At 44.5% G+C, this 14,692-nt stretch carries 18 protein-coding genes; 10 read left to right on the top strand and 8 right to left on the bottom strand.

The features are described 5' to 3' along the window. The first annotated feature begins 62 nt into the window (after window positions 1-62). The 6 genes from lpdA to DFP76_RS12020 all read left to right on the top strand — a co-directional run bounded on the left by lpdA (window position 63) and on the right by DFP76_RS12020 (window position 5,884). The gene (gene lpdA, locus DFP76_RS12045) at window positions 63-1,502 is read left to right on the top strand and encodes a dihydrolipoyl dehydrogenase (RefSeq protein WP_113874893.1); all 1,440 of its coding nucleotides are present in this window, start codon (window positions 63-65) and stop codon (window positions 1,500-1,502) included. Between the two features lie 91 nt (window positions 1,503-1,593). Beyond that, a complete protein-coding gene (gene sucC, locus DFP76_RS12040; protein WP_013795794.1) occupies window positions 1,594-2,760 on the top strand; it encodes an ADP-forming succinate--CoA ligase subunit beta in 1,167 nt (388 codons plus the stop codon). A gap of 2 nt (window positions 2,761-2,762) precedes the next feature. Further along, a complete protein-coding gene (gene sucD, locus DFP76_RS12035) occupies window positions 2,763-3,635 on the top strand; it encodes a succinate--CoA ligase subunit alpha (RefSeq protein WP_113874892.1) in 873 nt (290 codons plus the stop codon). Between the two features lie 82 nt (window positions 3,636-3,717). Then, window positions 3,718-3,954: a cysteine-rich CWC family protein gene (locus DFP76_RS12030; protein WP_113874891.1), complete on the top strand. Its 237-nt coding sequence runs from the start codon at window positions 3,718-3,720 to the stop codon at window positions 3,952-3,954. A 22-nt stretch (window positions 3,955-3,976) separates the two neighbouring features. Then, the gene (lhgO, locus tag DFP76_RS12025) at window positions 3,977-5,191 is read left to right on the top strand and encodes an L-2-hydroxyglutarate oxidase (protein ID WP_113874890.1); all 1,215 of its coding nucleotides are present in this window, start codon (window positions 3,977-3,979) and stop codon (window positions 5,189-5,191) included. A gap of 117 nt (window positions 5,192-5,308) precedes the next feature. After that, window positions 5,309-5,884, top strand: coding sequence for a hypothetical protein (locus DFP76_RS12020; protein ID WP_113874889.1), 576 nt, complete (start codon window positions 5,309-5,311; stop codon window positions 5,882-5,884). A gap of 40 nt (window positions 5,885-5,924) precedes the next feature. Here DFP76_RS12020 and DFP76_RS12015 read toward each other — a convergent pair whose 3' ends face one another. The 5 genes from DFP76_RS12015 to DFP76_RS11995 form a co-directional block, all read right to left on the bottom strand. Continuing rightward, window positions 5,925-6,362, bottom strand: a complete 438-nt coding sequence (locus tag DFP76_RS12015; protein ID WP_245931929.1) for a nucleoside-diphosphate sugar epimerase/dehydratase — start codon at window positions 6,360-6,362, stop codon at window positions 5,925-5,927. 64 nt (window positions 6,363-6,426) lie between these two features. Beyond that, window positions 6,427-6,780: a DUF1428 domain-containing protein gene (locus DFP76_RS12010; RefSeq protein WP_113874888.1), complete on the bottom strand. Its 354-nt coding sequence runs from the start codon at window positions 6,778-6,780 to the stop codon at window positions 6,427-6,429. 152 nt (window positions 6,781-6,932) lie between these two features. Then, window positions 6,933-7,619, bottom strand: coding sequence for a response regulator (locus DFP76_RS12005; RefSeq protein WP_113874887.1), 687 nt, complete (start codon window positions 7,617-7,619; stop codon window positions 6,933-6,935). Next, window positions 7,616-9,259, bottom strand: a complete 1,644-nt coding sequence (locus tag DFP76_RS12000; RefSeq protein WP_113874886.1) for an ATP-binding protein — start codon at window positions 9,257-9,259, stop codon at window positions 7,616-7,618. Before DFP76_RS12000 ends, DFP76_RS12005 begins: the two co-directional genes overlap by 4 nt. Window positions 9,260-9,354: 95 nt before the next feature. Further along, window positions 9,355-10,638, bottom strand: coding sequence for a 2-hydroxycarboxylate transporter family protein (locus DFP76_RS11995; protein WP_113874885.1), 1,284 nt, complete (start codon window positions 10,636-10,638; stop codon window positions 9,355-9,357). Between the two features lie 149 nt (window positions 10,639-10,787). Between DFP76_RS11995 and DFP76_RS11990 the strand changes: the two genes are divergently transcribed. From DFP76_RS11990 to DFP76_RS11980, 3 genes are all read left to right on the top strand, one after another. Beyond that, a complete protein-coding gene (locus tag DFP76_RS11990) occupies window positions 10,788-11,273 on the top strand; it encodes a GNAT family N-acetyltransferase (protein WP_113874884.1) in 486 nt (161 codons plus the stop codon). 35 nt (window positions 11,274-11,308) lie between these two features. Further along, complete coding sequence (locus tag DFP76_RS11985) at window positions 11,309-11,836, top strand: DinB family protein (RefSeq protein WP_113874883.1); 528 nt, start codon at window positions 11,309-11,311, stop codon at window positions 11,834-11,836. 117 nt (window positions 11,837-11,953) lie between these two features. Further along, entirely contained in the window at window positions 11,954-12,430 is a 477-nt protein-coding gene (locus DFP76_RS11980) for a hypothetical protein (RefSeq protein WP_113874882.1), read from the top strand. A 46-nt stretch (window positions 12,431-12,476) separates the two neighbouring features. Here the strand turns inward: DFP76_RS11980 and ykgO are convergent, their stop codons facing one another. Both ykgO and DFP76_RS11970 read right to left on the bottom strand, forming a co-directional pair. Next, window positions 12,477-12,620: a type B 50S ribosomal protein L36 gene (ykgO, locus tag DFP76_RS11975; protein WP_013795806.1), complete on the bottom strand. Its 144-nt coding sequence runs from the start codon at window positions 12,618-12,620 to the stop codon at window positions 12,477-12,479. Further along, a complete protein-coding gene (locus DFP76_RS11970; protein WP_113874881.1) occupies window positions 12,621-12,884 on the bottom strand; it encodes a type B 50S ribosomal protein L31 in 264 nt (87 codons plus the stop codon). 149 nt (window positions 12,885-13,033) lie between these two features. Here DFP76_RS11970 and DFP76_RS11965 point away from each other — a divergent pair, with 149 nt between their 5' ends. Continuing rightward, window positions 13,034-13,438 (top strand): DUF1801 domain-containing protein, encoded by a 405-nt coding sequence (locus DFP76_RS11965; protein WP_113874880.1) that lies wholly within the window; start codon window positions 13,034-13,036, stop codon window positions 13,436-13,438. A gap of 320 nt (window positions 13,439-13,758) precedes the next feature. Here the strand turns inward: DFP76_RS11965 and DFP76_RS11960 are convergent, their stop codons facing one another. Continuing rightward, complete coding sequence (locus DFP76_RS11960; RefSeq protein ID WP_113874879.1) at window positions 13,759-14,691, bottom strand: 2-hydroxyacid dehydrogenase; 933 nt, start codon at window positions 14,689-14,691, stop codon at window positions 13,759-13,761. Between the last annotated feature and the right edge of the window lies 1 nt (window position 14,692).

The raw sequence follows: 14,692 nt of genomic DNA, 5'->3' as shown, positions 1-14,692 counted from the left end.
ATTGAATACTGAGCGACTCTTTGTATCGAGTCGCTCAGCTTGACTGAAAAATGGGACCTCTTATGTCTGATAAATTTGATGTTGTTGTAATTGGTGGCGGCCCTGGTGGTTACGTGGCTGCAATCCGTGCTGCTCAGCTTGGTCTGAAGACAGCGTGTATCGAAAAATGGTTGGACAAAGAAGACAAGCCGCGTTTAGGCGGAACTTGTTTGAACGTTGGCTGTATTCCTTCGAAAGCACTTCTTGACTCTTCTCACAAATACCATGACGCGAAAGATTCTTACGGCGTTCACGGTATCAGTGTTGGCGATGTTGCTATGGACGTAAATGCCATGGTTGATCGTAAAGACAAAATCGTTGACCAACTGACTAGTGGTATCACCGGCTTGTTTAAAGCCAATGGTGTAAAGAGCTTCGAAGGTTTCGGTAAGCTACTAGCAAACAAAAAAGTAGAATTTACAGCTCATGACGGCACTGTTACTGTCTTTGAAGCGGAAAACGTTATTCTAGCAACCGGTTCTGTACCTGTTAACATTCCACCAGCGCCACGTACGGGTGATATCATCGTTGATAACGAAGGTGCGCTTGATTTCCGTGAAGTGCCTAAGCGTTTGGGTGTGATCGGTGCGGGTGTTATCGGTCTTGAGCTAGGTTCTGTATGGGCTCGTTTAGGTTCTGAAGTGGTTGTGCTAGAAGCGCAAGACTCTTTCCTAAGCGTATGTGACCAAGATATCTCTAAAGAAGCGGCTAAAATCTTCAAGAAACAGAAGCTTGATATCCGTACTGGTGCTCGTGTAACGGGTAGCCAAATCAACGGTGAAGAAGTGGAAGTAACTTACCTTGATGCAAAAGGTGAAGAGCAGAAGCAAACTTTCGATAAGTTGATCGTTGCGGTTGGTCGTAAGCCATTTACTGACGGCTGCTTGGCAGGTGATTCCGGTGTTAATCTTGATGAGCGCGGTTTCGTGTTCGTTGATGAGCAGTGCCGTACTTCTGTACCTGGCGTGTTCGCGATTGGTGACATCGTTCGTGGTCCAATGTTGGCACACAAAGCATCTGAAGAAGGTGTGATGGTGGCGGACATTATCGCTGGTCATAAAGCACAAATGAACTACGACTGCATTCCTTCTGTTATTTACACTCACCCAGAGCTTGCTTGGGTTGGTAAAAATGAGCAAGAGCTTAAAGCAGAAGGCGTTAAATACAAAGTGGGTAAATTCCCATTTGCAGCCTCTGGTCGTGCTATGGCAGCAAACGACACAGATGGTTTTGTTAAGATCATTGCTTGTGAAGAAACAGACCGTATTCTAGGTTGCCATATTATTGGTGGTCATGCGGCTGATTTGATTGCGCAAGCAGTAATTGCAATGGAATTCGGCTCAACAGCAGAAGACATTGCCTTGACTGTATTCGCTCACCCAACCGTAAGTGAAGCAGTTCATGAAGCAGCCTTGGCTGTTGATGGTCACGCAATTCACATTGCGAACCGTAAGAAGCGTTAATAAAAATTAGATTTGCCGGCTTTTCCAGCCGGCAATTTCTGTCTTAACCGGCAGAATTTATGTCAATCATTCAGATGAGCGGAAGAATCAAATGAACCTACATGAATATCAGGCTAAACAGCTTTTTGCTGAATACGGCCTGCCAGTATCGACAGGGTACGCAGTAGATACGCCAGAAGAGGCGGTCGAAGCTGCGAAAAAAATTGGTGGTGACAAGTGGGTTGTTAAAGCTCAAGTACACGCAGGTGGCCGTGGTAAAGCGGGCGGTGTGAAACTTGTTGATTCTTATGACGAAGTTAAAGCCTTTGCAGCAAATTGGTTAGGCAAAAACCTAGTGACTTACCAAACAGATGCAAATGGTCAGCCTGTTGCTAAGATCCTTGTAGAATCTTGCACTGACATTGCTAACGAATTGTACCTAGGTGCGGTTGTTGACCGTTCTACTCGTAAAGTCGTTTTCATGGCCTCTACTGAAGGTGGTGTTGAAATCGAGAAAGTAGCGGAAGAAACGCCAGAGTTGATTCACAAAGCGATCATTGATCCGCTAGTTGGCGCTCAGCCATACCAAGCTCGTGAAATGGCATTTAAAATGGGTCTTAACCCAACTCAAATCAAGCAGTTCACTAAGATCTTCCTTGGTTTGTCTCAAATGTTCCATGACTGCGATTTCGCACTACTAGAAATCAACCCTCTTGTTATCACAGACGAAGGTAACCTTCACTGTCTAGACGGTAAGATCAACATCGACAGCAACGCTGTTTACCGTCAGAAGAAAATGCAAGAGTTCCACGATCCATCTCAAGAAGATGAGCGTGAAGCACATGCTGCTCAGTGGGAGCTTAACTATGTTGCTCTAGATGGTAACGTAGGTTGCATGGTAAACGGTGCTGGCCTAGCAATGGGTACAATGGACATCGTTAACCTACACGGCGGCAAGCCAGCTAACTTCCTAGACGTAGGTGGTGGTGCAACAAAAGAACGTGTTGCTGAAGCATTCAAAATCATCCTTTCTGACAGCAATGTTAAAGCCGTATTGGTTAACATCTTCGGTGGTATCGTTCGTTGCGACATGATCGCAGAAGGTATCATTGGTGCGGTTGAGCAAGTTGGTGTAAACGTACCTGTTGTTGTACGTTTGGAAGGTACTAACGCAGAGAAAGGCCGTGAAGTTCTAGCTAACTCTGGTCTAGACATCATTGCTGCATCCAGTCTTAAAGACGCAGCGGAACAAGTTGTTAAAGCTGCGGAGGGCAAATAATAATGTCTGTCTTAATTAACAAAGATACGAAAGTCATCTGTCAGGGTTTCACTGGCGGTCAAGGTACGTTCCACTCTGAGCAAGCGATTGCTTACGGAACGAAAATGGTTGGTGGTGTAACACCTGGTAAAGGTGGTCAAACTCACCTAGGTCTTCCTGTGTTCAACACAGTGAAAGAAGCGGTTGAAGAAACTGGTGCAGAAGCATCTGTTATCTACGTTCCAGCGCCTTTCGTTAAAGACTCTATCCTAGAAGCCGCTAACGCTGGCATCAAGCTAATCGTTTGTATCACTGAAGGTGTACCAACACTGGATATGCTTGATTGTAAAGTGAAATGTGACGAGCTAGGTGTTCGCCTAATCGGACCTAACTGCCCAGGTGTAATCACACCAGGTGAATGTAAGATTGGTATCATGCCAGGTCACATCCACTTGCCAGGTAAAGTAGGTATCGTATCTCGTTCTGGTACTTTGACTTACGAAGCGGTTAAGCAAACGACTGACGCTGGTTACGGTCAATCTACTTGTGTTGGTATCGGTGGTGATCCAATCCCAGGTACTAACTTCATCGACGTTCTAGAAATGTTCCAGAACGATCCACAAACCGAAGCCATCGTTATGATCGGTGAAATCGGTGGTACAGCGGAAGAAGAAGCGGCTGCTTACATTAAAGCAAACGTGACTAAGCCTGTTGTGTCTTACATTGCTGGTGTTACTGCGCCTGCTGGTAAGCGTATGGGTCACGCTGGTGCGATTATTTCTGGTGGTAAAGGTACTGCTGACGAGAAATTCGCAGCGCTACAAGACGCTGGTGTTAAAACCGTTCGCTCTCTAGCTGATATCGGTACTGCATTGAAAGAAATCACTGGCTGGTAAGCACTTGTTTAAGTGACTGCTAAGTCATCTTTGATGATAAAATCCCTGCCAATTGGCGGGGATTTTTTTTGGGGAAAAGAGCATGTCAGCGTGTCCATTTTGTCAAGGTGAAGCGAATTGTGGTGTTACTCAGTCTGCATCTTGTTGGTGCTTTTCTGAATCCATTCCAGAAAAAATGCTGGCATTATTACCCGTTGAAGCGCAAGGTGTTGCCTGTATCTGTAAAGCCTGTGTGCAAGCCTATCAGCAGCAGCCAGTTGCATTTCGAAAGCGTTATGACAGTATGGCAGGGACAGGGTCTGACTCCAATACAAAATAACAAAACAAAGGAAGAGTAGAATATGTCACAAGAGTCTATTTACGATATTGCTGTTATCGGTGCTGGTATAGTGGGGTTATCGACCGCTTGGCAGTTGCAAAAGCGTTATCCTAAATACCGAATTCTGTTGATAGAGAAAGAAGCACAAGTCGGTTTGCATCAAACGGGTCACAACTCAGGTGTGATTCATGCCGGCGTCTACTATGCACCCGGTTCGCTCAAGGCGGAGTTTTGCTATCGAGGCGCAAAAGACACCAAGGCCTTTTGTCGTGAGCACAATATTGAGTTTGAAGAGTGCGGTAAATTGCTGGTCGCCACGAATGAGGTGGAATACGAGCGAATGCAGGCGCTGTATAAGCGTTGTCGCGAGAATGGCCTAAAAGTTGAATTACTTGATCAGGCAGAATTAAATCGTCGTGAGCCGAATGTGAAGGGGGTTGCGGCTATCTATGTTGCTTCCACAGGCATAGTGAATTACCAGCAAATCTGCCAAAAAATAGCGGAGCTCTTTGAGCACGCAGGTGGTGTTTTGATGTTGGAAAGTGAAGTAGTGAACTTAAAAGAGCACACAGATCATGTCGATATCAAGTTAAAGAGAGGCCAAGTTCAAGCCGGATTTTTGGTCAGTTGTGGTGGCCTAATGGCCGATCGATTGACCAAGATGCTGAAGATCCCAACAGACTTTCAAATCATCCCATTCCGTGGCGAGTATTACCAATTACCGGCACAGCACAATGACATTGTTAAACATCTTATTTACCCCATTCCGGATCCTGATTTGCCTTTCCTTGGTGTCCATTTGACACGCATGATAGACGGTTCAGTGACGGTTGGGCCGAATGCCGTACAAGGTTGGAAGCGGGAAGGGTATGGTCGTATTAACTTCAGTATTAAAGATGTGGCTGAGATGGTGACCTTTGCTGGTTTCTGGCGACTACTGAAAACCTATTGGAAAACCGGATTAATTGAAACCAAAAACTCCTGGTTTAAAGCCGGTTATTTACAACAGGTACGCAAATACTGTGACCTTGTTGAATTGGAGGATTTACAGCCATATCCGGCTGGAATTCGTGCACAAGCGGTCATGAAAGACGGCTCATTAGTGCATGACTTCCTGTTTGCCAACAGTGAGCGTACTTTGCATGTCTGTAATGCGCCTTCTCCTGCGGCCACCAGTGCTTTTCCAATTGGCCAATACATAGTCAATAAACTGGACGATCAGATGACCAACTTGTGATATTGAGTAAATGAAGACTTACAGAACGAAAGGATTGTGAAACAAATTTGCTAAGGTTTGCTGGGGCTTCTGAGTATAAGCTAGAGTATTCGAACTTGATTAAAAGGTGAGAATACTATGTTGTTTGAAAAGTCCAAAAGTAACGCCACCACAATAGAAACACAGAACAAAGGCAACTCCCAGTGCTTGAGAATGAATGAATCTGAATCTGTCGTTGTGGCGAACAGGTTATTTTCACAGGGGCGTCACACCAAGGCTTTGTTTAGCAAAGGCATAATATCCCTGTTAGTGGCTTCTCAATTGGCTGCCTGCGGTACCATTATCTATCCTGAACGACGTGGCCAAACTCATGGGGCAATTGATCCGGGCGTGGTAGCACTTAATGCTGTTGGCTTGATTCTATTTTTAGTACCTGGTGTGGTGGCATTTGGTGTGGATTTTGTTACCGGCTCGATTTACCTTCCAGGTGGTAAAACCGCCAGTCTTAGCCAAGACGAATTGAATCAATTAAAGCAGGGTGATAAAGCAGTTGATCCGGCTCAAGTGCGTGAGCTACTGGCGCAACGAGACGACATTACATTGCCAGAGCAGGCTTATACTAAGCAGTGGGACGCCGTCTCTATGACCTCAAAGCAATCCTTACAATTGGCGATGTCGATGCCGTCAGAGCAGTTAGCCTTGTTGACTCCATAAGTGGTTAAGCCAACAGCAAGGCATGTTTTAGACGCGAATTTTAATGTCTTGTCTGATAAATGAGGTCTTGCTGTTGAGCAAGGTCTTGATCCAAGGATAAGGTCAAGACGTCGACGCCAGTTTTATGGATACCTTGCCATATATTATCGGCAATGAGTAGTGATTCACCTTCGATTTGAATGATCAAATCGACTTGATGTTTGACAACCAGTGCGGCGATCTCACTGGGAGAATAAACGGTTACTTGATGAACTTGAGTACGATTGTTCCACGGCTCATCATCAATGAAGGCGGTAATTTCAATGGCCTTCGAATGATGATGGTTGTTATCCAGTAAGGCCTTCGACAGTGAGAAGCACCGATAGTCTATACCAATAAAAATGACTTTAATGGGGTGGCTTTTCGATTTAAAGAGCGGTTTAAACAGCGCTTTGCATCGCATGATAAGAGGGTGAAGGCTAGGCAAGAGTTTCATCATGCCTGTTATCTTAATCAAGCCAACCTATAAAGCCAAGCTTGTTAGGGGCTGTCAGTGCCAACCATCAGACGTCCAAAATAGTATTAAAGCCGCCATAAATGAGTCGCTTTCCATCAAATGGCATTGGATTGGCTTCGGGTGACATTCTAGGGTCTTCCATCATGGCTTCCCACCCTGCGTCTCTTACTTCTTTTGAAGGCCAAACAACCCAAGAAAAGACAATGGTTTCATCCTCCTTGGCTTTTACCGCAGAGGTAAACGAGGTGACTTCACCTTCTGGAATTTCATCCCCCCAATTTTCAACCAGTTTTAGTGCACCATAATCTTTAAAAATGTTGGCCGACATCATGGCATGCGCTAGATATTCTTCTTTTGATGCAGTCGGTACAGCGGCAACAAATCCATCAACGTAAGACATAGTGTTCTCCTATTTAATGTCTGCCAGTTAGTTCTTGTTGGTGTGTTTAGCATGACTCAAGCCTAAACGGCCTGAGCTACTATTACATATTAGATGGTTTTAGTGGATTTGCGCGTTAAGGATGACCAAGATAGGGCAGGTTAGAGGACGGACTAAATAACTTTACTGTAACGCTGCTTGGGACGCCCACCTGTTTTGTAGTCAAGGGTCATGGTGACCTGACCTTCGGCTTCTAGATATTCCAAATAACGACGAGCTGTGATGCGACTTAGACTGACCGCTTCACCAATATCATCGGCTGTGAAAGGCGTATTATCCATGTGTTTTAAGTGCTCGGTCAGCGTTTCTAATGTATTTTCATCAATGCCTTTTGGGGTCTTTCGATGACGATTGTCAGTCATAGATTGTTTACGAAACAAAGCATCAATATCTTGTTGGTCGATTTTTTCTTGTTTCGTGAGGCGCTGTTTGAAATCGAGATAATCGTTTAAGGCCTGTTGAACACGCGACATACGAATGGGTTTTACCAGATAGTCCATAACGCCGAGCTGAATGGCTTGTTCAATGGTTTTGGTTTCACGTTCCGCCGTGGTCATGATGAAGCTTGCATGAGGGTGTCGAGACTTGAGGCGCTGTACCAGTTGTAAGCCATTACCGTCTGGCAAGCTAATGTCGACCATGATCAATTCAGGTTCAAAAGCATTGGCTTTTAATTCGGCTTCTGCGAGGTTTTCGCAGGCGGCAACCACACTGAATGCTGTGTGCTGGTTGATGGTGTTTTCTAGAACATAGCTAGCACGTAGGTCATCTTCTACTATCATTACAGGGATGCTAGTCATCTTTTTAACGCCTGTTTGTCCAAATAAATACTAAAGACTGTCGTGTCTTCTTCGCTGCGTTCCCAATCCAAACTACCTTGGTATTGGTCGACGATTTTCTTAACTAAATATAAGCCAATGCCATTCTGTTCTGTATTGTGCTTGCTGCTTACGCCAAAGTCTAATATTCGGTTTTCCAACTCGGCTTCGACACCTGCACCTGAGTCTTCAACCTCTAGCATGATGTGAGCATTACGATCACTAATATAGAGTTTGACTCTGGGTGATCTGTGCTGTCGATAATGCCAGGCCGCCAGAAAAGCATTGTCCAATAAATTGCCGACTAATGTGACTAAAGCTTCGTTTGTCTGAGGCGAATATTGTGCCAATTGGCAATCACTGTCGATGACCAATTCGAGGTGTAAGTCTTTGGCCTTGTTATGCTTCGCGAAGATCAATCCTGCCACCGCACTGTTCTCGATGGTTTTGATGATCTGTCTTAACATCGCTTGGTCGCCGTCGCTTTCTTGTTGTAAGTAGTTAATGGCGTCATCGTAGCGTTCCGCTTGTAGCATGCCAGACAATACATTCAAACGGTTGGCGTATTCATGAGTTTTGGCTCTCAATAAATCAGCATAGTTCTGAGTGCTGGTCAATTCTTGTTCGAGGGACTTCTCATCGTGGTCTGGATAAAACACAATCACATAGCCAAAATGCCCTTTCTTACTCAGCAAAGGGTAGAGGGTGGCGATAAAGGCGAGTTTGCCTAAACTGAAACGTCTTTGTGTAATTTGACCTTGGGCTTCTAATACAAAGTGCGACAAGCTTTGCGATTGCTCATTGAGTGGTTTGTTAATGACGTCATTGGCGTTCATCACTTTCATGGTTAGCCATTCTATGGCGGTACTATTGATGGCGGTCACATTTTGCTCATGGTCTACGGCAATGATGCCATCTCGAATGCTGTCGAGAATCAGTTCTTGTTCTTTAAATTTTTGAACGATTTCTTCTGGTTCTAATGATAAAAAGGTCCGCTTTAATTTCGCAATGAAAATGATGGCGATGACGACACCTAATACATAAAGAAACACCACTAACCACGCGGCTTCTTTTAGGTGTTGGTAGATGAGTTCGCTAGTGGTTTTTGAAAGATAACCAACGCTCACCGCACCAATGATCTGATGATTCTTTATCACCGGCGTAAAGTTTCGAATGGCTTCGCCCAAGGAGCCTTTGGCCACATTGGTGTAGCTCTTGCCCTGTTGCAAAGCGGGGTAAATATCATCGCCAATAAAGGGCTGACCAACGCGTTCAGGAATGGGGTGGCTCAAACGCAGCGCGGCCTTATTCACCACCACAATAAAGGAAGCGTCGGTTTGTTGTCGTTTACTCTCGATGTAACTTTCTAGTGAAATGACTTGGCCTTGATTGCTGATGTGTAAGGCTTCGATGACCTTATCGTCATGAGCCATCACGCGAGCTAGTTCTAACCCTCTTTGACTAATGTTATCGAGATAAGCACTGCGCAGCACGTAACCAAACACTAAGGTGGCGGCGACAATGATGAGCGTGATTGTGGTTACCGTGATTAATGCCAGATAGGACTTGAGTGTCATATTTGAAATACGCTTCAAAGAGGTAAAAGCGGAAGTATACAGCATGGGAAACTGGCGCTAAAGCAGGGTGAGTGTTGCAATGAGGAAATCAGAAGAGAGGCTGGAGTCTCTCTTCTGATAGAGGGTGATTTAATAACAAGTTAGGCGATGGCTTGCACCACCAAAGTCGCCAAGATCAGCATGAAAGCACCACCAATACGAGACGAAATCTGCGCAAATGGCATCAATTCCATACGTTTACTGGCGGCTAATACGGCAACATCACCTGTGCCACCCATGTTGGCCATGCAAAGACCACCTGTGATCGCCGCTTCGATAGGGTAGAAGCCCATTAACCAGCCAATCAAACCTGCACCAATAATAGCGCCTAATACGGTAATCAAGACCAGCAAGAAATACAGTGGCGATAGTGCATTTAAAATCTGATTTAGGTCTGTGTACGCGACACCAATGCCAACCAATAGGGCAGGCGTTAAGTTGCTGACGACAAATTTGTACCAAGAGTGTGCTGCTTGCTCTAATGCTGTTGGCATGATGCCAGAGACTTTAATCAAAGCAATGGAAATAATCATTAAGGCATAAGTATGCATGCTGATAAAGCTAGACAATACAGTACCAACGAAGAACATGCTCACGGCTAAAAGGGCACCAACACCCAAGATAGTGACGTTTAATGAGCCAGTTTGTTGCTCTTCTTCAGTGATGGCTTTTTGGCCACGAATAAGCTGGCCGTTACCCGTTAAACTAGGGGCGATCTGACCCAGCTTGTTCAATAAGCCAGCCATAACGATGGCAATGGCATTACCGATGGCAAGAGCCGGTACCATTTGAGACATCAAGGTTTCAGCGTTCATGCCTGTTTTACCAGACATAATCTCTACGAGAGGAACCGCACCAGCGCCCATGCCGCCGCCCATAATAGGTAGCGCAATCAGCATGACCGAATCGTAAAAGTCTTTGCTGACTAACATACCGACCGCACCGGTCAGGACACAGGCAAAGAAGGCCGAACCTAGGATGACAGGAATGTATTTAAGAGCGGCTTTTTTAAGGGTTTGAGTATCCATACCTAAGATGGAACCGGTGACCAAACTGGCAACGTAAAATGCCAAAAAGCCACCACTCTTCATAAAGGTTGTCACATTTTCGTCGGCACTAGAAGGGAAGAAGCCACTGTGAAATAGGTAGGCTGAGCCAAAAATGACCACGATGGCACCACCACCAAAAAATTGATTGATAATAGGGGTTCGGTCACCGACAAAGTTGAGGATGGCACCGACAACAACCATAATGCCTAATGCGCCAATCATGCCACCTGGCATCTTTCCTGCAAAGGTCGCTAAAAAGATAATAATGGCGGCAATGGCTAGAATCGCTTTGCTGATACGTTGGTCACGTACCGTCATGGTTTCGTTCATGATCATGTTTGACTCACTGTTTTTTTGTTTGTTTTTTGAATGGGTCGCAGTCTACCAAGCTTCTTTCAGAGCGGAAGTTCTGGGGGCTTTAATGAAACTAAAGAAAGGTTTTGAAAGTTTTGTAACACATTTAAGGTCGGTTTAAGGAGGAAATCATGATACGAGACGTCAGTCTAAATGACGCTAAGGCCATCACAGACATTTACAATTATTACATAGACCATACTGCCGTGAGCTTTGAAGAAGTGATGATTGAACCCGTGGAAATGACAAAACGGATTCAAGCGGTGCACACTGCCTCTCTGCCTTGGTTGGTGTTGGAAGAAAATGGCATTCTGTTAGGGTATGCCTATGCCACACAATGGAAGGCCAGATCCGCTTATCGATTTGTGGTGGAAGTTAGCGTCTACCTTGAGTCAACACAAGGAGGTAAAGGGCTCGGGACACAGCTCTATGATGCCTTATTCACCAAGCTTAAACAGATGGATCTACAAGCGGCTATTGGCTGCATTACTTTACCGAACTCAGCCAGTGTGCACCTGCATGAAAAATTTGGCATGGAAAAAGTAGGGCACTTTGCCAAAGTTGGTCGAAAGTTTGATGCTTGGCATGATGTGGGTTACTGGCAAGTCATGCTATAAGCTTTAATGAGTTAGTAGGATAAAGGAGAGGGAAAATGAAAGCGCACTTTACTTTATTGGCGCGGTATAACCAATGGATGAATGAACAAATTTATCATGCCGCCGCTCAGCTTAACGAGTCACAACTCAAGCAAGATCGAGGGGCTTTTTTTACCTCAATATTAGGCACCTTAAATCATAATGTAGTGGGCGACATCATCTGGTTGAAACGCTTTGCTAACCATCCTGAGGCCAAGCAGGTGCTGCAAGGTGTTCACGCTTTTCCGCAACCAACGGCATTGGATGAATTGCTCTTTACTGAGCGACAGTCCTGTCAGCAAGCTCGCCAAAGGTTAGACGAACTCATTATCAATCTGATCGACGAGTTATCTGACGATGCATTAAATGGCCTACTGACCTACAGCAACATGAAAGGACAACAAGCGAGTAAAGCGTTTGGTTTATTGTTATTGCACTTTTTTAACCACCAAACCCACCACCGAGGGCAGTTAACCACCTTGCTTAGTCAAGAGGGGTTGGATACTGGCATAACCGATTTATTGGCGTTAATTCCCAGTCATTAAATTCCTATAAACTCCAGACAAGATGATTAATAACCCCGATTTTAATTATTGTGAAAGCTTCAGCATGACTAGGTGTTCTTCGGAATACTCCCTTGTAAAATTAAGAGGACTTAACTCATGCCAAAAGATAGCGGAACTTATAATAAATTAGACACAAAAAGTGTACGAAACGATGTTACGAAATCGGTGACTTACTTAAAGAATAAATTGCCGTCATTAGTGTCACACCCGTTAAATGTCATTTTTCTTGGAGAAGAGCACAGAAATCAAGTGGATGTTGGTGTGGCTCAACAAATATTGAGTCATCCCCCTGTGTTGCATGAAGGTGAAACGCGAGTGATTTTTGAACGTGGTTTGGAATACCCGATTGCAAACGGAATGGATGAACGCGAAGATCGTATGGACCCAGGTTTAACTCATAAGGCACGAAGTAAACTGATTGCTGGTATGATTCAAGACGCCTTTGATGAGCATGATAAGAACTTGGTATATGTAGCTTGTGGTATGAATCATGCCGTGGAAATCTTTGATGCATTAAATAAAACCATGCTGACGAACTTTGGTTTTATCGTGAAACCTTCTTCAACCGACTAATCTGTTTAAATATGCCAGTGAATTTTCTCACTGGCATATTCTGAGTTTATTTACGTTTTCCACCTTTGCCTTGCACGGCTTTAAATCTTGGGTTGTCTTTGCAGATCACAAAGACACGACCACGGCGTTTAACCACTTGGCAATTTGGGTGGCGTTTCTTCGCACTTTTCAAAGAAGATAATACCTGCATCTACCTGTTTCCTTTCAATTTACGGTCGCCGAAACGACGCTTAAAGTTATGGACACGGCCTTCCAATTGAGCAGAGCGCTGTTGGCCTGTGTAAAAAGGATGTGACGCCGAAGACACATCGATGGAATGATATGGATAGGTTTTACCGTCTTTCCAATCGATGGTCTGGCTTGTGCTGATGGTCGAGCCGATCAAAAAATATGTGTCAGCACTGGTGTCGTGAAAGATCACGGTTCGATAATCTGGGTGTATATTTTTGCGCATAAATGTCTCCTGATTGGATTACAATATTAATGTTATAACATAACAAATTATTTTCAATCAAGAATTATTCCTATCAATGTCGTGTGCTACAGTTAAGCGACTCATCAATACTATGTTTGGTATGAGTATTCATTCATCAGGAGGTTTCAATGCAATCAGACATTGAAAACACGTTTGACGCTTATCCAGCCGATGCTCGGCAGAGACTGTATGAGATCCGCAATTTGATTTTTGAGACAGCAGATGAATTAAACCTTGGCACGATTACTGAGGAGTTAAAATGGGGAGAAGCCAGTTATAGCTCTAAAATTGGCAGTCCAATTCGAATCGATTGGAAAGCCAAACAGCCGAATCTGGTGTCTCTGTTTGTTCACTGCCAAACTCAGCTGATGGAAACCTATAAAGAGTTATACGCTGACCATCTCAACTTTGTTGGCAAGAGAGAAATTCAACTGCCATTATCAGACCCTATGCCTTTAATAGAATTACGAAGCTGCATTGCCATGGCTCTGCAATATCATAAGTTGAAGCACCTTCCTTTATTAGGCGCTTAACTTCGTTATGATAAAAAGACTCCAAAAGGATGCGAAATGCAGAGTTTGATGAGTACGGACAAGGCAATAAAGTTGGCATTGGATTGTATTTAGCCAACCAATTGGTTGGCTAAATACAATCACTGGACGGTGGCTCTATTCAAGCCATGAGTGGGGCGAGTCAGTGCGTAGCTGCGTTAAGTAATGCTGCCTATTGGTAAGCAAATGAGACAGTGATTAGTCAGCCCTTGTCTCGGTTTAGACATTTACTAATAAACGCAGTCCAAGTCCCATTGTTATTGATCTCATGATAGTGTCATACCTGTCGTATATTGAATGCATCAATAGCCTTGTTCAGAATTGATTTTATTCATCAGTGGGAAATTTTGTTCAAATCGCTTTGCATTGTCTGAGGTTTGCTCGACGATGGAGGAAAGAGAGGCCTCTGAGGCCATGTGAGGCGTAATAAGTATGCCTTTTGTTTGCCAAAGTGGGTTTGATGCACTGAGAGGCTCTTCCTCAAACACATCTAATAATGCGCCTCGTAAATGACCTTGAGTGACCGCTTGGATTAACTCCGCTTCGTTGACGTGCCCACCTCGGCCACAATTAATGATGTACGCGTTGTGAGGTAAGCTATCAAATAGCTTTTTGTTCAAAATATGAGTGGTTGCAGGGCTTAAGGGCAATAGATTTACCAATATATCCGTATCTTTCAGCATGCTGGGTAACGATGCATTCCCCGCGAAACAAGTAACATTGTCTATGTCTTTTAGTGACCTTGACCAACCTGAGACGGAATACCCCATTTCAGCCAAAGACTGAGCGACGTACTTTCCCAACACCCCCAATCCTAAAATACTAACCCGTATTGCTGGCGCGGCTTGTTGTGGGTAGCGTTGCCAATGGCACTCGGCGTGATTCATGTGGGCGCGATCAAAGTGTCGATGTGCATTGAGTACGCCCCAGAGTACGAATTCAAACATCCCTCTTTGTTGTTCTTCGTTCACAATACGGCAAATTGGTAAGCCGGATGTTAATAGGGCACTGCCTAAGTGATCCACGCCGGCAGAAACGGCCAATAGGCATTTTAAATTCGGAAATTGAGAGAGCGTGTTGTTATCTGGAAACCAACAAGCCGCCACCTCGGCGGAGGCGGCTTGTTGGTCATTGGGTAAAATCCACTCAGTATCTTGTCTATGCTGCTGGGCATAGTGGATAAGACCTTGATTGAATTCGTCATCGTTTGAAATAAGTAGAATAAGTGTTTTCATT

Source organism: Marinomonas aquiplantarum (assembly GCF_003314975.1).
In the GTDB taxonomy this organism is placed as follows: Bacteria; Pseudomonadota; Gammaproteobacteria; order Pseudomonadales; family Marinomonadaceae; genus Marinomonas; species Marinomonas aquiplantarum.
This window is presented reverse-complemented; position numbering and strand designations above follow the sequence as displayed.